14 protein-coding genes and 1 pseudogene are annotated in these 19,951 nt (G+C 59.2%); 5 read left to right on the top strand and 10 right to left on the bottom strand.

Going from position 1 to position 19,951, the window contains the following annotated elements:
- Positions 1-110 precede the first annotated feature (110 nt).
- On the top strand, positions 111-896 hold the full coding sequence (locus U367_RS0105865; protein WP_028616097.1) for a helix-turn-helix transcriptional regulator: 786 nt from the start codon (positions 111-113) through the stop codon (positions 894-896).
- 202 nt (positions 897-1,098) lie between these two features.
- Here the strand turns inward: U367_RS0105865 and U367_RS0105860 are convergent, their stop codons facing one another.
- Genes U367_RS0105860 through U367_RS0105845 form a run of 4 tightly spaced genes read right to left on the bottom strand, consistent with a single transcriptional unit; the run spans position 1,099 to position 4,873 of the window.
- Positions 1,099-2,178 carry a polyamine ABC transporter substrate-binding protein gene (locus tag U367_RS0105860; protein WP_028616096.1) on the bottom strand — a complete coding sequence of 360 codons (1,080 nt, stop codon included), beginning with the start codon at positions 2,176-2,178 and terminating at the stop codon, positions 1,099-1,101.
- Positions 2,179-2,238: 60 nt separating this feature from the next.
- Entirely contained in the window at positions 2,239-2,580 is a 342-nt protein-coding gene (locus tag U367_RS0105855; RefSeq protein ID WP_028616095.1) for a cupin domain-containing protein, read from the bottom strand.
- Positions 2,581-2,607: 27 nt separating this feature from the next.
- Positions 2,608-4,014 carry an NAD(P)/FAD-dependent oxidoreductase gene (locus U367_RS0105850; protein ID WP_028616094.1) on the bottom strand — a complete coding sequence of 469 codons (1,407 nt, stop codon included), beginning with the start codon at positions 4,012-4,014 and terminating at the stop codon, positions 2,608-2,610.
- Between the two features lie 49 nt (positions 4,015-4,063).
- On the bottom strand, positions 4,064-4,873 hold the full coding sequence (locus U367_RS0105845) for a helix-turn-helix transcriptional regulator (protein WP_028616093.1): 810 nt from the start codon (positions 4,871-4,873) through the stop codon (positions 4,064-4,066).
- 257 nt (positions 4,874-5,130) lie between these two features.
- On the opposite strand from U367_RS0105845, the gene U367_RS0105840 reads away from it, so the two are divergent.
- Entirely contained in the window at positions 5,131-5,403 is a 273-nt protein-coding gene (locus U367_RS0105840; RefSeq protein WP_014718395.1) for a DUF1652 domain-containing protein, read from the top strand.
- Positions 5,404-5,538: 135 nt separating this feature from the next.
- On the opposite strand, the gene U367_RS0105835 is transcribed toward U367_RS0105840, so the two are convergent.
- A complete protein-coding gene (locus U367_RS0105835) occupies positions 5,539-7,986 on the bottom strand; it encodes a UvrD-helicase domain-containing protein (RefSeq protein WP_028616092.1) in 2,448 nt (815 codons plus the stop codon).
- A 218-nt stretch (positions 7,987-8,204) separates the two neighbouring features.
- Between U367_RS0105835 and U367_RS0105830 the strand changes: the two genes are divergently transcribed.
- Positions 8,205-8,900 (top strand): pirin family protein, encoded by a 696-nt coding sequence (locus U367_RS0105830; RefSeq protein ID WP_028616091.1) that lies wholly within the window; start codon positions 8,205-8,207, stop codon positions 8,898-8,900.
- Positions 8,901-8,976: 76 nt separating this feature from the next.
- Here the strand turns inward: U367_RS0105830 and pgm are convergent, their stop codons facing one another.
- From pgm to U367_RS0105810, 4 genes and pseudogenes are all read right to left on the bottom strand, one after another.
- A complete protein-coding gene (pgm, locus tag U367_RS0105825; protein WP_028616090.1) occupies positions 8,977-10,620 on the bottom strand; it encodes a phosphoglucomutase (alpha-D-glucose-1,6-bisphosphate-dependent) in 1,644 nt (547 codons plus the stop codon).
- 106 nt (positions 10,621-10,726) lie between these two features.
- Positions 10,727-12,133 (bottom strand): annotated as a pseudogene (locus tag U367_RS01000000129900) (aminotransferase-like domain-containing protein).
- Positions 12,130-13,539, bottom strand: coding sequence for a hypothetical protein (locus U367_RS0105815; protein WP_028616089.1), 1,410 nt, complete (start codon positions 13,537-13,539; stop codon positions 12,130-12,132). Before U367_RS0105815 ends, U367_RS01000000129900 begins: the two are co-directional and overlap by 4 nt.
- Positions 13,540-14,242: 703 nt before the next feature.
- The gene (locus U367_RS0105810) at positions 14,243-15,265 is read right to left on the bottom strand and encodes a zinc-dependent alcohol dehydrogenase family protein (RefSeq protein ID WP_025854663.1); all 1,023 of its coding nucleotides are present in this window, start codon (positions 15,263-15,265) and stop codon (positions 14,243-14,245) included.
- A 247-nt stretch (positions 15,266-15,512) separates the two neighbouring features.
- Here U367_RS0105810 and U367_RS0105805 point away from each other — a divergent pair, with 247 nt between their 5' ends.
- Positions 15,513-16,427, top strand: a complete 915-nt coding sequence (locus U367_RS0105805) for a LysR substrate-binding domain-containing protein (RefSeq protein ID WP_028616088.1) — start codon at positions 15,513-15,515, stop codon at positions 16,425-16,427.
- Between the two features lie 76 nt (positions 16,428-16,503).
- Here the strand turns inward: U367_RS0105805 and U367_RS01000000129895 are convergent, their stop codons facing one another.
- The gene (locus U367_RS01000000129895; protein WP_073859997.1) at positions 16,504-17,493 is read right to left on the bottom strand and encodes a helix-turn-helix domain-containing protein; all 990 of its coding nucleotides are present in this window, start codon (positions 17,491-17,493) and stop codon (positions 16,504-16,506) included.
- A 232-nt stretch (positions 17,494-17,725) separates the two neighbouring features.
- Between U367_RS01000000129895 and U367_RS0105795 the strand changes: the two genes are divergently transcribed.
- On the top strand, positions 17,726-19,777 hold the full coding sequence (locus tag U367_RS0105795; RefSeq protein ID WP_084651051.1) for a TonB-dependent receptor: 2,052 nt from the start codon (positions 17,726-17,728) through the stop codon (positions 19,775-19,777).
- Positions 19,778-19,951 lie beyond the last annotated feature (174 nt).

The raw sequence follows: 19,951 nt of genomic DNA, 5'->3' as shown, positions 1-19,951 counted from the left end.
CAATAAACACGACGTTCATGTCGGCCAATTCCCCTATTGGCGTACTCCCCTTGACGCCACCCGGCAAAAGCCGAACCCTTGGCCGATCTTTTGCGGTGGGAGCCTGTCATATGAGCCTGTTTCGAGAAGTCGGCATGCACGCCGGCTTGGGCCGCACCGTCGCGCACATCGGCACCGAGCGCTTCTGGAAACAGCTGGTGTTGTTGCTGCATCAGTGCTTGCCCTTTGATAACGCCCTGGCGATCTACTACCCGGTGGATGGCCCGCCCCAGGCCCTCGAAGAATACGACGCCCAACCCAGCAGCAAACCAGCGTCGATGCTGGTGTACCTCAATGGCTTGTATTTGCTCGACCCGTTTTTCCAGGCCTGTCGCGAGGGCAATGCCAGCGGCGTGTACCGCCTGGAGGAAGTGGCGCCGGATCATTTTCGCCAGAGTGAATACTTCCTCAATTACTTCCATGACAACGTGCTGGAAGACGAGGTGCAGTTCATCTTGCAATTGCCGGGCGCGGGGACGTTATCGCTGTCGCTGGGCATGCAACGACGCTTCAGTTTTGAAGAAACAGGGCTGATGACCACTGTGGCCGCCTGGGTGTTACCGCTGATGCAACAGCACTGGCAGCAAAGCACCCAGCGTGCGCCGGCGATGGACAGTCAGATCAGGGATGCGTTGAGTCAGTTCGGTTGCGGCGTGCTCTCGGACCGCGAGCTGGAGATCGCCCGCCTGGTGTTGCGCGGATTTTCATCCAAGGCCATGGCCGAGCGGCTGAACATCTCGCCGGATACAGTGAAGGTGCATCGTCGGCATTTGTACGCGAAGCTGGATATCTCGTCACAGCCGGAGCTGTTTTCGTTGTTTATCCAGTCGTTGGGTCATGATCTGGAAAACCCTTGAGCCGTGTTTGGGCTGCTGTTGCGAGCGGGCTTGTTGTGGTGAGCGGGCTTGTCCCGCGCTGGGGGGGGCGAAGCCGCCCCAAACGGTACACCTCAGTCTTACTGAAACACAGCAGTGCCTGAACTTAGGGCCGCTTCGCGCCCCAGCGCGGGACAAGCCCGCTCACCACACAAGCCCGCTCACCACAATTTAGAACAGGTGTTCAGCGCCCGGTGCGGATGGTATTCCACACGCGCGTACGCACCCGGTCGATATTCAACGGCATCGCTTCCAACGCGAACAATTTGCCCATCATTTCCGGGCTCGGATACACCTTGGTGTCAGACTTGATGGCTGGGTCTACCAGGCTGTCGGCGGCTTGGTTACCGTTGGCGTAATGCACATAGTTCGTGATGCTGGCCATCACTTCCGGGCGCAGCAGGTAATTCATGAAGGCATACCCGGCTTTTTCATTCGGTGCGTCGGCAGGCATGGCGACCATGTCGAACCAGATCGCGGCGCCTTCCTTGGGAATGTTGTAACCGATGTTCACGCCGTTTTTGGCTTCCTTGGCACGGCTTTCGGCCTGCAGGATGTCGCCGGAGAAGCCCACCGCCACGCAGATATCGCCGTTGGCCAGGTCTGCGGTGTATTTCGAGGAGTGAAAGTACGCAACGTAAGGACGCACTTTCATCAGCAAGTCTTCAGCCTTCTTGTAGTCCTCAGGCTTCTTGCTGTGGTGCGGCAAGCCCAGGTAGTTCAGCGCAGCCGGCAGCAGTTCCGGGCCGTTGTCCAGAATGGCCACGCCGCATTTCTGCAGCTTGGCCATGTTCTCCGGCTTGAAGATCAGGTCCCAGGAGTCAACCGGTGCGTTGTCGCCCAGTACCGCCTTGACCTTATCGATGTTGTAGCCGATGCCGGTGCTGCCCCACAGGTACGGGAAACCGTGGGCATTGCCCGGATCGTTGTTTTCCAGGGCCTTGAGCAGCACCGGGTTGAGGTTCTTCCAGTTGGGCAACTGACTCTTGTCGAGCTTCTTCAGCGCGCCGCCCTGGATTTGCCGGGCCATGAAGTGGTTGGACGGAAACACCACGTCGTAGCCGGATTTACCGGTCATCAGCTTGCCGTCGAGGGTTTCATTGCTGTCATACACGTCGTAGGTGAAACCAATGCCGGTTTCTTTCTGGAAGTTCTTGGTGGTGTCCGGCGCAATGTAGTCCGACCAGTTGTAGATTTTCACCGTCTCGGCGGCCTGGCTGATAGAGGCCACCAACATCAAGGGCAACAGGGCAATGGCTTTCATGGTTCGATTTCCTGGCGGTTTTAGGGCTGTTTTTATGGCAGGCGATCAAGGATCAAAGCGTTACAGGATCAATACGTAGGTCTTGCGCACGGTTTCCTGGATGTCCCAGATGCCGGTGCTGTTGGCCGGCAACATCAGTGCATCACCGGCTTGTATGTGGACGATTTCACCGTTGTCTGGGGTGAAGGTGCAGCGGCCCTGTATGAAGTGGCAAAACTCCTGGGATTTGATCTGCCGACGCCAGACGCCTGGGGTGCACTCCCAGATGCCGGTTTCGACGCCATCGTTGCGTTCGACGCTCAGGGTCGAGGCCACGGCGATGAGTTCACCCAGCGGCACGGCGACGGGCGACGAGTCCGGCAGGTGGGCGTTCAGCGTGTCTTTGAATTGCGTGATGCTCATGGGATTTTCCCGTGTGAGTAAAACGACTTAGTGCATGAAACCTTCCATGAACCCGGCCACGCCGGTCGCCAACTTGCGGCGCCAAGGGGCGGTGTTGGGGTTGGCCAACACCTGGTCTTCATGGACGAAACTGCGAATGATCGCGTTGTAGCCCAGCCAGCGGCAGGGTTCGGGCTCCCAGGGCTTGAGCGCGTCCAGGCCGCGTTCGCGGATCACCCAGGGTTGATGGGTCAACGGCGTGTCGCGGCCCAGGATCAGGTCGGCCAGGGTGCGGCCGCCGAGGTTGGTGGCGCCAACGCCCTCCCCGCCATAACCACCGGACAGTGCGATGCCGGTCTTGTGGTCGCACAGCATGTGCGGTCGGAAACTGCGCGACATGCCCAGGTTGCCGCCCCATGAATGGGCAATCTTCACGTGCTTGAGCTGTGGGAAAAGCTCACCGAACAGGTAGCGACGCAGCTCCACTTCGCTGTCGGTCAGATCGAAGTTGTGGCGCAGTTTCCCGGCGAACTGGTAACCGCCACGGGCACCGAACACCAGTCGGTTGTCCGCAGAACGCTGTCCGTACGTGACCTGCCGACTGCTTTCGCCGAAGGCTTGGCCGTGGCTCAGGCCGATTTCATCCCAGGTACTGGCCGGTAACGGCTCGGTGGCGACGATCAGGCTTTGCACCGGCAGTTGATAACGGCCCAAAGGCGGCAAGGTGTTGGCATAGCCCTCCACTGCCGGCACCACCCAGGCTGCACGGACACCGGCCTTCGCCGTGCGCAGGCCGCCGGATTGCCACTGAGTCACTGGGCTGTTTTCGTAGATCGCCACGCCCATGCTTTCCACCACCCGCGCCAGGCCACGCACCAGCTTGGCAGGGTTGATGGTTGCCACGTGGGGCGCGTAGATACCGCCATAAGGCTTGGCGATGCGAATCTGTTCGGCCAGTTGCTGTGGGCTGAGCCAGCGATAGTCGGCTTCGGTCAGGCCCTGGGCGTAGAGTTTGTCCAAGTAGCGACGCAGGCTGCCCTCCTGCTCGGGGTAACGCGCGGCGCAGTACAGCGCGCCGCCCTTGCGGTAGTCGCAGTCGATGCCCTCACGCGCGAGTACCTGGGCCACCTCATCCGGGATGGCGTGCAGCAGGTCAAACGAGGCGCGCCGTTGTTCGGGGTTCAGGCCGGCCAACAGGCGGTCCTCGCCCAGCAGGTTGCCCATCAGCCAGCCACCATTGCGGCCGGAGGCGCCGAAGCCGGCGGTTTGCGCTTCGATGATCGCGATGTTCAGTTCGGGCGCCTGGCGTTTCAGGTAATACGCGGTCCACAGCCCGGTATAACCGGCGCCGATGATGGCCACGTTGACGTCCAGGTCCTGTTCCAGCGACGGCCGCGCATGCAGCGGGTCATCCAACTGGTCCATCCATAAGCTGATGTTGCGCCATGCCGGCATGCCGGGCTCCCCTACCTCGTTTCGATAGGGTGGATCCTAGAGCGCAGCGTTATGGGCTGTCTTGCGCGCGTGCACGCAGGGAAAATTGTTTGACGTAGGCCTTGGGTGACTGCCCCGTGTGCTGGCGAAACGCACTGTAGAACGCCGAGAGCGAGTTGAAACCGGCGGCAAATGCCAGGTCGTCGACCTTTATCGGCGGCAAGGCGTTGTCCAGTGCGGCCAGCAAGTGGTGGAGCCTGGCCTGGTTGACGTAGCGATAGAAGCTTTGCCCCAGCACCTGGTTCAGCAAATAGGAAATCTGATTGCGACTGTAGCCACACTCCTTGGCCACCCGCTGCAAGTCCAGCTCCGGGTCCAGGTAGGGTTGCTTGCGTTCGAAATACTGCTGCAGGTCATTGGCCATATGCCCCAATTGCTGGGGTGACAAGCCTAAACGGCTGACCGAAGGCCGCGCAGCCTGGACGGGTTGCTCATGCACCAGGGAGGCGTATTCATTGACCCGCCAGATCAGCCCGTCGCGCACCGTGATGGCTTCGCTGGTGCGAAATGACACCAAGCCATGGCCGCCACGCAAGGTGATGCGGTACTGGATGAAGGCCGTATCGCCATCAGCGCGGATGCGGTCGGTATGCTCAATGGCTTCATCGGCCTCGCGCGGCATGCTGGCTCGCAGGTAATCACGCAACTGCGCGTGACCGACGACTCGGTTCTGGAAAAAGTCGTGGTACTGGATGTCCGGATGGTAGTAGGACATCACGCCCTCCAGATCCCGATGGCGCCAACACAGGTGGTGGCGCAGCACCAAATCGCGGGTGGCGTGGGATTGCTGGGGCTCATCGTCTGGAGCGATGTCGGGCATAGAGGGGCTCTGCGGCGGGTAGACCTTGGAGATTGCCGAATTTTGCCGGGAGCTTCAATGGCCAATTGGCACTTCTGACTAGTGGCCTATTGCCCAGCCTCCAGTGGGACATGACCTACATCAAACTTATGAAAGACAACCGCCGAACGGGGCTCAAAAAGTCACCTTGCCGTTGCGAACGGATGCTATTTTTAAGTTCTGCGACGCCATGACCAGTGAAGGTCTTGGCCCCTGCCGCGAGCTAAAGGAAGCGCTCAATGAACAAGGTGGGCAACATGAACAAAGTGACGTTCCCCAACGCCTGCCAGCTGATGCGCTGGCATTTTCACCCAATGGGCTTCGAGGGCAGCATGGATGCGCCTGGCAGTATGATCGCGCGATTGTTCGACCGCGCCAGTGGCGAGACGCTGATCGCCATCGCCGGCATTCCCTGCGCTACGGTGATGAATGCCGCCGATGTGGAGCGCATCATCGAGGCCGTGGAGGATGAGCTGGAGTCGTTTGTGCCGCCGGTGTCACTAAGGGCATGACCCAAACCCATCAAGCAATGAGTTTCCAATGTGGGCGCGGGCTTGCCCGCGAAAGCGGAGTGTCAGTCACTGGATGCGTTGCTGATACACCGCATTCGCGGGCAAGCCCGCTCCTACATTAGGTCCGGCGCGCCTTCAGCTGCGCTGATCATCAAAGAAGGCTTTCTTGCCATCCACCCGCTCCGACGCCTTGGGCACATTCAGGGCCTGACCTTCGGGTTTTTCCACGTACCAATAGCAATGGCTCACGGCGCGGGTAATCCCCACATAAGCCAGGCGCAACACTTCGTCCTTTTGCGCATTGTCATAGGGCTCGCTGTCGCCAGCCTTGCCCAGGCCCGCCATCCGGTACACCTGGTTTTTATACGGCGAGCTAGTGACATGCTGACAATCCCCAAGCAGAAACACCGCGTCAGCCTGCAGGCCCTTGGCGCTGTGATAGGTCAATTGTTTCAGCCTGCGCGCCTGAGGCGGCAAGCTAGAATCCACATTAACTACCGATTGAATATGCTCTTGAATCAGTAACTTATCGCTACTTTTTCGATAAAGCATCAAGATCGAATCACCCTTCTGATAATGCTCCGACAACCGTCGCCCCAATGCCGCATCGTCCCGCTCCAGCACCGCGACTGGTACCAACGCCTTGGGCGCGCCACTTGCCTTGGCTTTCTTGCCAGCAATCGCCGGCGCCGCGCGCACGATGTGCTCGGCCGCATCAATGATGTGCTGATGACTGCGGTAGTTCTCGCCCAGCATCACGCGGGTGGTCGATGGCGATGGGAACTCCCTGTCGAATTCCATGAAGTACTTGGGTGAACTGCCGCGCCAGCCATAGATCGACTGCCAGTCATCTCCCACACACAACAACGATGAACGTTGGGCGCCGCGCCCCACATGCATGGCCGGACCACGGCTGCGGATCTCGCGCAGGCTGGCACGGATCCATGAGACGATCTGCGGCGAAACGTCCTGGAACTCGTCAATCATCAGGTGCGACAAGGGGCGCAGCAGCGGATCGCTGAGCAGCTTGAGGTTTTCCGGGGTGTTCTCTCCGAACAGCGAGAACATCCGGTTATAGGTCATGATCGGGGGGGATTGGTCCAGCAAGTGATCTTCCAGGGCTTTCCAGAAGATGCTCAGGGCTTCGAAGAAGAAGCGGTCCGGATCATCCTTGGCAAAGCTCATCTGCCCGACCGCGGTGGGTACGTCCAGACCAAGGTTCTCGATAAATCCGGCGGCCATCACGAAACTGTCCAGCAGCGGCGCTGATGCCAACTCGCCTTTGACCTTGTAATCAAAGCCGGGGCCGGCCGTAGCATCACCGACCAAACTGCTCAGCAGGCGCTTCGATGACCCGTAACTATCTAGCCATATCAATGGCTTACGACAGAAAGCTTGAAACAAGGTGCGCTTTACCGCCCATTCTGCGCGCACCGACAGCTTTGAGTGAGGTCGGCTGGTCTGCGCGTTTTCCCGCGAGTCGAAGCCCAGCACCACCCAGGCATCCAGCTCAGGAATGTAGCCATGACAATGAAATTGCGCGCCGTTGATTTCAACGGTCTGGCGGTTAGGTTCGATCCCCTTGATCGGCCAGGCGCCTGCACGAAACCAAAGGTCCTCGATCACATCGCAGAGTTCTTCATCGCGTTTGGCCGCCAGTTCGGTCACGGCCACCCGTTTTTGCACATCGGGATGGTCACGCTCCAGCTCCTTGAGCTGCAGCCCGTGCCGCGCCAGCGGCGCAATCAGCTCACGGAATCGCGGGTGCTGCCCCTGTAGCCGGTGAAAGCAGGCATTCATCTGCTGGCGCTGGGCATCGTTGATACGCAGGTCAAAAGGATTGCTGTCGGCGTCTTCAACACCGGCATTCAGGTTTTCGAAGGCTTGCAAGCGCTCGAAGCCCGGCAGGCTGCGCACCATGGGCAGGATGCGCGAGTGAAAGGTACGCACCACGGCTTGCGCTTCTTTCATACCAAGGGGTTGGCCCCAGAGGTTGAGAATTTCCATGAGCTTGTTGATGAAGTCCTTGCGCGATTCACGGGTGAAGGTCACCACCGTCATCGAGCTCAGCTCAAAGCCCAGGTAATGGGTGAGCAGCAAAATGCGCAGTACCAGCGACGTGGATTTGCCGGCCCCGGCCCCCGCGATCACTGAGGTGGACGGCGTCTCGCTGAAAATCATCTTCCATTGCGCCGCGCTCGGCTGGGCATGAGCCGGCAGCAATCGCGCGACATCGACCTTAATGCGTTTCTTCAGCTCGGTGGTGAGCGGCAGGCGCCAATCATCGAACAGGCTGTCATCCACGCCCGGCGCACGGTGCTCATCCGGACGGAAATCGCGAATCAACAGCACCTGGCGACCTTCTTCGATGCCGTCGGCTTTGCCTTCGCGATAGCCGTACTCCACACCCGCCTCATGCCCACTGCGAAAACCGTCGGCCTGTCCGTGCAACCACGAAAACCGATGCTGGGCGCGCAAACGGGTCAAGCCATGGCCAAACAGGCGCGCAGCCAAGCGTTTGAATAACGGCATTTCAGCCAAAGGGCGCAGTTCGGGAGGAAGATCAGGCTTTTGTTGCGACACGCGGACTCCTGCGATGAATTGGGTTCAAACAAGTGCGCCATGGTCGCCGGAATCGTCGCTCAGTTCCAGCCAATTGCTTTGCGGTCATGCAGTTAGACGGTGAACTGAAAGTCAAAACGCCACTAATCAATCTAATCGACTGATAGGAATCAGGCAGTTTTTACGCTTTTTATCGATCATGAGCTGCAGGATCATAGGGCAATCCACAGGAGACGATCATGCTTGAACTTCGACCTTTCAACTCCCTGGGCGGCGCCCACCACGGCTGGCTTGACGCTCATCACCACTTTTCGTTTGCCGAGTACCACGACCCCAAGCGCATGCACTGGGGCAACCTGCGCGTATGGAATGACGACATCATCGCGCCGGGTACTGGTTTCCCGCAGCACCCGCATCGCGATATGGAGATCATCACTTATGTGCGTGAAGGCGCGATCAGCCATGCCGACAACCTTGGCAACAAGGGCCGCACCGAGGCGGGTGATGTGCAAGTGATGAGCGCAGGCACCGGGATCGCCCACAGCGAGTACAACCTGGAAGACATGCCGACTAAGATTTTCCAGATCTGGATCATTCCGAACGAGGCTGGTTTACCGCCTTCCTGGGGCGCCAAGCCGTTCCCCAAGGGTCATCGCGAAGGTTTTGTAACGCTGGCGAGTGGCAAGGCTGGGGACACCGAGAGCCTGCGCATTCGTGCTGATGCACGGCTGGTCGCGGCGAACCTGAAGGCAGGGGAAAGTGCCGAGTACCGGCTGGACAGCGGGCGTCGGGCTTATCTGGTGCCGGCGACTGGCGCCATTGAAGTCAACGGCTTGCGTGCACAAGCTCGAGATGGTGTCGCGATTGAAGATGAGCAGGTGTTGCGGGTGACGGCGGTTGAAGACAGCGAGATTGTCTTGGTTGACCTCGCTTGACTTTGCAGGAGCCCGGCTTGCCGGCGATAGCGCTCAAACGAAGGCCATCGCCGGCAAGCCGGGCTCCTACTATCGGTTATTGGCTGATAGCACCGTCTACCAGCACCTGCGCCTCTTCCACCAATTGCTTGAGGTGATCCTCACCGATAAAGCTCTCGGCGTAGATCTTGTAGATATCTTCGGTGCCCGATGGCCGTGCGGCGAACCAACCGTTTTCGGTCATCACCTTCAACCCACCGATCGCCTGGTTGTTGCCCGGCGCGTGACTGAGAATCTGCTGGATGCTTTCCCCGGCCAATTCGGTAGAGGTCACCTGGTCCGGCGACAACTTGCCAAGCAAGGCTTTCTGCGCCGGAGTGGCCTTGGCGTCCACACGAATCGCGAACGGCTCGCCCAGGGCATCCGTCAGGCCGCGGTAGATCTGGCTTGGGTCCTGGCCTGTGCGCGAAGTCATTTCTGCAGCCAGCAACGCCGGGATCAGGCCATCCTTGTCAGTACTCCATACAGTACCGTCCTTGCGCAGGAACGAAGCACCGGCGCTTTCTTCGCCACCAAAGCCCAACGAACCTTCGAACAAGCCATCAGCAAACCACTTGAAGCCTACGGGCACTTCATACAGACGACGGCCCATGCGTGCGGCGACGCGATCGATCAAGCCGCTGCTGACCACGGTCTTGCCCACGGCGGCGTCTGCGCGCCAGTCAGGACGGTTCTGGAACAGGTAGTCGATGGACACCGCCAGGTAGTTGTTGGGCGCAAGCAAGCCACCGGACGGTGTGACGATGCCGTGGCGGTCGTGATCCGGGTCACAGGCGAAGGCCACGTCGAAACGTTCCTTAAGACCGATCAAGCCTTGCATGGCGTAGCTGGAGGAAGGGTCCATGCGGATCTGGCCATCCCAGTCGACGCTCATGAAACGGAAGGTGGAGTCGACTTCAGTATTCACCACGTCCAGGTTCAGGCGGTAATGCTCGGCAATCGCCGACCAGTAGCGTACTCCTGCTCCGCCCAGCGGATCCACGCCCAGGCGCAGGTCGGCGCTGCGGATAGCGTCCATGTCGATCACATTGACCAGGTCAGCCACATAGCTGTTGAGGTAGTCATGGCGGTGGGTGGTGTCGGCCTTGAGCGCCTGGGCGTGGGTGATGCGTTTGACTCCGGCCAGTTTGTTGGCCAGCAGTTCGTTGGCCTTGGCTTCGATCCACTTGGTGACGTGAGTATCAGCCGGTCCGCCATTAGGAGGGTTGTATTTATAGCCGCCACTCTGCGGCGGGTTGTGCGACGGGGTGATAACAATGCCGTCGGCCAGGCCGGTGGTGCGGCCACGGTTGTAGCAGATGATGGCGTGGGAAACAGCAGGCGTTGGCGTGTATTCGTCGCCTTCGGCCAACATCACATGCACGCCATTGGCCGCCAGGACTTCCAAGGCGCTGGCACCGGCAGGTGTCGACAGCGCGTGGGTGTCCAGACCGACGAACAACGGACCGTTGATGCCCTGCGCTTCGCGGTACAGGCAGATGGCCTGGCTGATGGCGAGCACGTGCCATTCGTTGAAACTCAATTCAAACGAGCTGCCACGGTGCCCGGAAGTACCGAACGCTACGCGCTGAGTGGAGATTGCTGCATCAGGCTGGCCCGTGTAGTAGGCCGTGACCAGTCGCGGGATATCCACCAGCAGTTGAGCTGGCGCCGGCTTGCCCGCAAAAGGACTGATTGTCATGCATAAACCTCGGAAAGAAGAATTCAGGATAAAACGGCAGTTTACTGGGAGTTGGACTGCTGCGCGATGTAATCGATCCTACAATAGCCAGAGAAACTTCACGCATTTATCCCAACTGGGCCTGACGCAACGCTTCGCTTAGCGCCGTCAGGACAATATCCAGGTCCGGTTGCGACTGAAAGGTATGGCTCAGGCGCAAATGCTGCTGATGCAGGCCGTTGACGCTGAACAGTTCGCCGGGGGCAATCACCACTTGCTGGGAAAGTAGCCGCTGGAACACCTGGCGCATATCTACTGTCCTCGTGGAGGCCAGCCAGAACGCCGCGCCGGCAGCGGGCGCACGGTAGGTCAATTGGTCTCCCAGATGCCGATCCAGACGCTCGCACATTTCGTCCGCCTGCTCGCGCAATTGAAGGCGTAGTCCACGCAGGTGCTGGTCGATTCGCCCACTGTGATAAAGGCGCGCAATGGCGCGCTGGCGGATCGGCGACAAACGAAAGCAGCGCAACAGGAAATGACGCTGCAATTCGCTGTTCATACGCCGAGACAGCAGATAGCCATAGGGCGCCTCCGAACCCAACACTTTCTCGAACGAGGAAAACACTATCAGCCGTTCAGGGTTCACCAGCTCGCGCAATGCGGTCTGTGGCTCGTCGAAACCCAACTCGCCAAAGGTGTCGTTTTCCAGCAGCCAGCAGCCATGCTGCTCCAGCATTCGCGCAATGGCCAGGCGATCTTGGGGCGGCATTGAAACGCCAGCCGGCACGCTGACCCTTGATGACAGCACCACCAGATGCACCGACTTGGCACATAACAACTGATCAAGATTTACCAGATCCAGGCGTCCTTCTGGCGTCCAGGGCAGCTCGACAATATGCACGCCAGCATCCTGAAGCAGGCGCAGGACCAGCCAATCGCAAGGCGATTCAACAATCACCGACGTCCCCCTCAAGCCCAAGACTTCAATGAGGATGTCCAGTACACCGCGCAAGTCGGCACCGATGTAAACATCGTCGGCCTGCCAGCAGCGGGTCGGCGACGACGTATAACGCGCCGCCAACGCTGCGCGCAGCTCCCAGACACCGCAAGGCTGAGACTAGGGTTGCGGATGGCGCGGATACTGGCGGACCAGCTCACGCTCCAGACGCAACAGGGTGCCATCCAGCGAAGCCAACAGCGCGGGTTCATCTCCGCTGAGCACCACCATGCCGGGGCGCCGCGCCGCTGCGTAGAGTCGGTCAAGCAGGTCACCGCTGGCGCCTGCCAGCGGATTTGTGGAGAGTGGCCAGGCGTAATAACCGGATTTGGCTACCGAATAGACCCTGCCCTCTTTTTCAAGCAGCGCGTAGGCGTACTGAACCGTCGAGATCGACACGTTCAAGCGTCCTGCCAATTGCCGCAGGGAGGGCAGTTTTACCCGTGCGTCGGTACTGACTTCGTTGATCAGGTTGATCATGTAGCGATAGACCGCCTGATACGCGAAATCCGCTTGTCGTTCGCCGCGCAGCGTCATCGCCCGGACGATAGACAGGCTTGCGCGCTGCCATGGGCCATGGCGCCAGCACTGCGCAGTTTGCCACTCGAGTAGCCTGACGGACGTTTGCGATAGAGTTGCTGCAACAAAGGCATGGGTAAACCGCTGGTATCGGTAAGCCATTGTTGCAGCATGTCGGCAGACGGCTTGCCCTGCAGCACTTTGTGCATTTCCGGCAAGGCCACCAGCATGCCTGGGTGACATTGTCGCAAATAGCCTTCCAGCCGTTCACCATGATGGATAAACGGGGAAAACAGCAGGCACACCAACTGAGTCTCGTCCAAGCCGAAGTACTGCTGGGCGTAGGTGCTCGACAGGATGCGCCGTTCACTGACGTTCATCTGCGTGAGCAATGCCTCGGGCATGTATTGTGCAGCTTGCTGGATAAAACCCTGCACCCCTTCCTCATATTCCAGGTCACGCAGGCATTGGGCCTGCAGCCCACGCAGGTGTGCCATCAACTGCGGGTTCGAATAGGTGGGATGGCTGAAGTGAAAACCCTGCGGGTCAGGCGTGAAGGCCATGAACACGTTGAGCATGGACGAGGATGGCAGGTCTACATCGTCCAGCAAATCGGCGATACCGATGTAGGCCAAGTGACGATGGCTTGTCTTGCTGGGGTTTTCACTCGGCACATAATGGTCTGCGTATAGATCACGGTAATAATCGGTACTCATTTCGTCCATGCGTGCGAACAGCCCGGTGAGCGACGACGGCCAAATCTCCGGTATCGCAATACCCGCACCGAGCACTGTGTTCTTGAGCCAGGCGAGAAGCTGAGCCTGCTTGCGTGGCGAGTCACCGCTGACCAACGCATGCACTCCGCCATTCCAGGAGGTGACGCGCTGGTAGAAATCCCCAAGCGCCAGGTAGGTATCACTGCACAACGTGGCGCGGCAGTCGCCAGAACTCAGGTGGCCGACCATCAACATATTGCGCTGGCTGATTTCTCGTCCCAAGTTAGATGCGGGCCGCAGATGATTGAAGGGCAAAACTTCCTGGTTTTCCACCATCAGCAGCTCAACCCTTGGATCATCGTGGAGAAACAGCCGACTGTAGGCCTGATTAATATCCTCAAGCATGCCCTCGGTCATTCCTGAATGCCGCAATGTCGCAACCCGCAACTGAAAAGTTCGCGGGGCTCGGCCAGCGATGGTCAATTGCGCGGCCCGCAGCAAGGCCAATGTGTAGCTACTCACTTTGCCGCCGCCGTGGGCCACCAGCACTTTGTAACCCCCTACTTGCTCCATGCCGCCTGCCGCCACCACGATTCGCTGGACCAACAACTGGAGTGCCGTGCGTTCTTCACGAGCAAAGTGCCCGATCAAGCGTTGTAGCACTTGCTGATAAACATAAGTCATAGCCTGTTCGTGAATAGTGCTCATCATTCTATTACCTGAGTTTGGATATTAGTTTCAAGCAACTGCTTGCAGTATTTGCTCGACCTATAAGGCGTGTAAAAAATTCGCGCGCAGCTTTGCGCGCCAATGACCAAACACTAGCACCACACAACAATATGACATCAGTCCCGTCGTATTAGAGTTGCGCCCTGCAAGCGCCAAAAGCGCCGTGTGTACTGGCCTCTGACAAGCAGGGTTGCGATCCTAGGATATTTCCGACAAATTCTTACACCCATATTGGCAACCACCTAGGGAAGCGTCTTACAAATAACCGCAACCAACTTTCCAACTTATTTTGTTGAGGATTTACATAGGCACCTGTATCCGCCTGGCATCCTGCGCTTTGCGCGAGATCAGTTTCAACTCGCAATAGCGGCACTGGATATTCAATCATTGCTCAATCCTTGAGATGAAAGTGAAGGCGCAATTATCAGTGCTGGAATAATGATTAATAGATACAGAACGCTGCTGAAAACCAGTGCAGATGAATAACAACAGACCTGTAAAACACGCGCATACAAAAACGCCGCACTGGAATTCAGGGCGGCGTCGGTGAAAAGATCAGGTTTTAGGGGTTAACGTGCCAGTCTGGCTGCTGTCGGGCACCACCGTTTCACTCCCGTCAAATGGCGCTTTTGCCACCTATGACAGGTGTAAGAAACACCCTTTTTGAGAATATTCCTACACCCTAAACAGCTTCAACCTGCAACGCAACGCGTTCGCGGCAAGGGCATTCATCCATGTAACGGTGTGCTTCCACGAACTGATTGAACGGAAACACCGTGGTTTTCAGCGGTACCAGCACACGGTCGGCGGTCAGTTGGTTGATATCCCGGAGCGCTCTCTGCAAGGCGACCTGGTCTTGGATAATGCCCAGCTCAGGCTTGCCGGTGAAATTGCCAATACAGTGCACAAAGAACTGAATGTTCTTCTGGAACGCTGCACAGGCTGGAAATGGCGTCTGGTTGCCGCCCTGCAAGCCGTAAAGCACCAGGCTGCCACGCGGTGCGAGGACATCACCGAGCAGCGACATCTGCGGGCCGCCCAAACCGTCGAACACTACATCAACTCCACGGTTGTCGGTGAACTTGTTGATTTGCATCAACAGGTCCTGCTCTTCGGTGACGATGACCTTTTCCGCACCCAGGGATAGCAGGTATTCACGCTCATCGCTGTCTTTGGTGGCGGCAATCACTCGTACACCCAGGGCTTTGCCCAGTTGTACAAAGGAAGGGCCGGCGCAGTGGCTGGCATCAGTCACCAGCGCAAATTGCCCAGGCTTGACCCGTGCCAGATCCACGTAGGCAAAGTAGGCAATCAGCAACGGCGTGTAGTGCACGCTGGCCTCGATAGGACTCAAGACATCCGGATAACGGGTCAGGGCCGAACGGGGCAGGACGATCTGTTCGCCATACACCGGGTAATCATTGGGACTCTCGGCCGGAAAACTGGCCACCTTGTCGCCCACTGCCAAATCATCCACGCCATCGCCGACAGCGACCACGACTCCGGCCATCTCATGGCCGAGGCCGGACGGCAAACGTGCATGGGAAGACGCCAGGTTCTGGCGCCACAGAATGTCGTACCAGCTGATGCCAATCGCTTCGACACGCACCTGCACTTCGCCCGGTGCGGGCTGCGCGGCTGCATGCTCTTCGCATTTGAGCACCTCGGCCGGACCAAACTTGTGAAAACGGATCGTGCGGGACATCGCAAACCTCGTCAAAGTAACCTCTAATGCCATGAACTCTATCTGGGCTTTCCGGGTAAGACCACCGGTCGCCATTAATAGTCGACATGCCTGTCATTGATTCCGCATGTGAGGAATAGACCTCAGCTATCGTAGGAAAACTCAATTATCCTGTGCAGAGTACCAGCCTTTCCCCGTAAGATTCATGCCGGCCATTGTTTACATATGGCCGCTCTCGTCAAGTTTGCTGACTCTTCCAGGACACAAGATGAACCGTAACGACCTGCGTCGTGTCGACCTTAACCTCTTGATCGTATTCGAAACCTTGATGCATGAGCGCAGTGTGACCCGCGCCGCCGAGAAACTGTTCCTCGGCCAGCCGGCCATCAGCGCGGCGTTGTCGCGCCTGCGCGGGCTGTTTGACGACCCCCTGTTCGTGCGCACCGGCCGCAGCATGGAACCATCGGCCCGGGCGGTAGAAATCTTTGCCCTGCTCTCTCCGGCCCTGGACTCGATTTCCACCGCCGTCAGCCGCGCCGCCGAATTCGACCCGGCTACCAGCACCGCCGTATTCCGCATCGGCCTGTCCGACGACGTCGAATTCGCCCTGCTGCCGCAACTGCTCAAACGCCTGCGCGCCGAGGCCCCCGGCATCGTCCTGGTAGTACGCCGCGTCAACTACATCCTTATGCCAGGCCTGCTGGCCTCCGGCGAGATCTCCATCGGCGTCAGCTACACCGCCGACCTCCCGGCCAACGCCAAGCGCAAAGTACTGCGCCGCAGCCTGCCGAAACTGCTGCGCGCCGACAGCGTGCCGGGCTCCCTGAGCCTCGACGACTTCTGCGCCCGCCCCCACGCCCTAGTGTCCTTCGCAGGCGACCTGAGCGGCTTCATCGATGAAGAACTGGAAAAACTCGACCGCAAACGCCACGTGGTATTGGCCGTGCCGCAGTTCAACGGATTGGGTACCTTGCTGGCAGGCACGGATATTCTGGCGACCGTGCCGGACTATGCGGCCGAGGCGCTGACCTCAGCCGGTGGCTTGCGAGCAGAAGATCCGCCGTTGCCAGTGCGTAGCTTTGAGCTGCATATGGCGTGGCGTGGGTCGCAGGATAATGACCCGGGGGAGCGGTGGTTAAGGTCGCGGATTCAGATGTTCTTCGGGGATCCCGATAGCCTCTAGCGAATGCTTGACTTCAGCTCCATGCCGCATCCGCCCATGCGTCAAACGAAATCAGTGCGCTTAGGCACATCTTCATTTACGACGCATTAATACCCAGTGATTTGCTCCTCCCGCCATTCTTGAGCGTCGACGGGTTGATTCCGAACTGCTTACGAAACGCTGTCGCAAAATGACTGGCATTGGCGTAGCCCAGGTCCGAGGCGATGCGCATCACGGAGTCATCACCGCTCATCAAGCGGCTGCGTGCCTGGATCATGCGTGCTTGCTGGAATACGCCGTAGACACTGTTGAAGAACAGTTGCCGAAACCCGCGTGTCAGTTTGGGTTGGCTCAACCCGGACTCACGCGCCAACTCAGACAGGCTCGGCGCCTTGCCCAGGTCTTCAAGCAGACGCTCACGGGCACGCACCAGCCGTTGGCGATCGGTGTTACTGACGCGGCAGGTACACTCGGCGTCCTGGCGTACTTCCAGGAACAAGCTCACTAGCGTAACGCTCTGCCCGTAAAGCCACAGACTGCTGCGCGGCTGGGCCGGGGGCAATCCGGCACCCTGGTCCATGGCGGTACCGAGCAGGTGCGCAGTCGCGCTCATTTCGCCACTGCGATGTCCATCGAGAAAGCAATGGTCACAGGCCAATGCTTTGTTCAGCAGTGGGTCGAGTTTCAGCTCCCACTGCTCAAGCACTTCAGGGCGAATCATCACCGTGATGTTATCGATCTCGCCGTGCTGATGATAAAGACCATGGCGGCAACGACCAAAGCTGATGCTGCCGGCGCCCTCGTCAATCGCATAGCGCCGTTGCCGACGCCCCTCTTGAAAGCTGCACGAGGCCTTGCCCTTGAGCAGGTTGGTGAAACTGAAATGGATGCAATCGCTGTCGTCCTGCAAGGGCAACTCGATCGGCTGTTCGAACGTGCTTTGCCACCGCACGATGTCCAGCCCGTCCTGCAGCGACACGCGGGTGACGCGACAGTGCGCCCCTGGCCCGAGGTCGCTTCCATATCCTCCCGTAATGATTCGCGAGACCGGCATCGGCTCCCCTGCGCCTCCTTGAACGGCTGACATCGTAAATCTCCTGGCTGACCGGATACGGCTCGAATCAGATCACATCGGGGTAGATGTGTGCAATTGATAATTATTAGCATCTGGCGCGCCGCAAAGACTCCGCCAAATCGCCGCTGCCACCCCGCAACGCGCGCCGATCAGAATCCTCAGTCAAGGTCCCATCATGTCTGCACGATGCAACACGACGGCTACCCGCCAATCTTGCTATAAACGTAATACTATAACAATAGCCATGAGCTTCACACTTGCCAATTCCGCGCTCGCCGCCACCGCCGAGCCCGTGCAACTGCCGGCCTCGACGGTGACTGCGCGCATGGAGCAGGAAGACCCGAAAGAAGTCCCAATCAGCCTCAGCGTGATCAGCGGCGAGCAACTGCGCACCCAGCGCCTCGACACACTGGAAAGCGCGCTGCGCAACACGTCCGGCGTGAGCGTCAACTCCTCCGGAGGCCCGAATGACTTCAACGTGCTGATCCGTGGCGTCGGCTCGCTCTACCAGATGTCGATGGATGACAGCTCAGTGGCGTTCAATATCGATGGCGTTCCAGTGTCGTCGCGCAGCCTCGGTTTCGGCACCCTCGACGTCGAGCGCATTGAAGTGCTCAAGGGGCCTCAGGGCACGTTGTCCGGTGCGATTGGCCAGGCGGGCGCGGTGAATATCACCACGCGCCAACCTACCCGCGAACTTGAGGGTTATGTGCGTGGCGAAGTCGGCCAGGAAGGCCAGTTCCTCACCGAAGGCGCCATCGGCGGGCCGATCAGCGACAGCCTCAGCGGTCGCCTGGCTGTGCGTCGTGCCGGCTATGACAGCTGGATCGACAACGACCAGACTAACCACTCCATCACCAAGCCGCGTAACGAAGCCTACCGAGGCAGCCTGCTCTGGGACCTTAACGATGACACCCATGTGTTGGTCAGCGCCGAACGCCAGAAAACCGAGCGCGCCACGAACTCGCTGGTGTTGCGCCCTTACGGCAGCGACCCCAGCCTGAACCTGACGCCAGGCCTGTTCGACGACAACTACAAGACCACCGAGCGCTATACGCTCAAGGTCGATCACGACTTCGCCAACAGTCGCCTGACCTCCACCACCGCCACGTCCACCGCCGACTTCGAAGGCTTGATCGCCTACGACAGCAAACTCATGGGCGCCCTGTACGGAACCCCTGGCGAATTCTGGGTGGTGGACAGATCCTTCGAGCGCAGCTGGAGCCAGGACCTGCACCTGAGCTCGCTGCCCGACTCCGACGTGTTCTGGGTGGCAGGCCTCGCCGCCAGCCGCAACGAGCGCAGCTACGACACGCCACGCAACACCTACGGCGCCTCCGGCGCCAAATACCGTGACTTCACCACCACCACCTACGCCGGCTACGGCGAAGTCACCTTCCCCCTCACCGAGCGCCTGAAACTCACCACCGGCTATCGCCACTCCTGGGACCGCAAGACCTACGACGGTCAGTACTTCTCCGGCAGCAGTGCGGTGCAAGACTCCCGCAAGCTGACCGACGACTATGGCACCGGCCGCGTCGCCCTGAGCTACGCCCTCACGCCGCAAACCAACGTCTACGTGCAACTCGCGCGGGGCTATAAATCCGGTGGTTTCAATGACTATGCCTCACAGGTCACCGACAGCGAACCCTACAAGGCCGCTGTCAGCAAAGCCGTGGAGCTGGGCTTCAAGAGTGAAACCGAAGACCGTCGCGGCAGCCTCAACGGTGCGCTGTTCTTTACCCGTGTGCACGACGATCACCTGCTCGGCTACGACGCAGCAACCTTCGCCACCAATGCCTTCAACGCCGACACCCGCACCCGTGGTGCCGAATTGGAAGGCAGCTGGCGCTTCGATTACGGCCTGACCCTGGCCGCCAGCGCCACCTACCTGGATGCCAAGATCACCAGCGGCGTGCAAGGCATCCAGGCCGGTGACGTCGCTGCCGGCAACCGCACCCCGGATGTTCCGCGCTGGAGCGGCAACGTCAACGCCAGCTGGAAACACCCGCTGGGCACCTTCGCCAGCCTCGGTGAAACCACCCTCAACACCAGCCTGAACTATCACTTGGTGGGCGAGCGCGCAGCCGACCCGCAAAACCACTTCAACTTGGACAACTACGAGAAACTCGACCTGCGCGCGGGCCTGGAAAGCAAATACGGCGAAGTCTATGCCTTCGCCGACAACCTGCTGAACCAGACTTACGACACCTACGGTTTCTACAGTGACGCGGTGGCCTACGGTGCACCGGCACGCCGCCGTACCTTGGGCGTAGGCTACACCTATCAGTTCTGACCCCACCCCTCACTGTAGGAGCGAGCTTGCTCGCGAAGAACGCTCAGGCACCGCATTTGTTCTGGATGCGTGCGTCATCGTTGACGCTCTTCGCGAGCAAGCTCGCTCCTACAGGGTCGGGACATATCTGGTACTACTGTTAAACGGCAATAGACGCTGATGGCTCCTACCGTT

Source organism: Pseudomonas canadensis (assembly GCF_000503215.1).
Lineage (GTDB): Bacteria > Pseudomonadota > Gammaproteobacteria > Pseudomonadales > Pseudomonadaceae > Aquipseudomonas > Aquipseudomonas canadensis.
The sequence above is the reverse complement of the archived record's forward strand: the minus strand, read 5'-3'. Positions and strand labels throughout refer to the sequence as shown.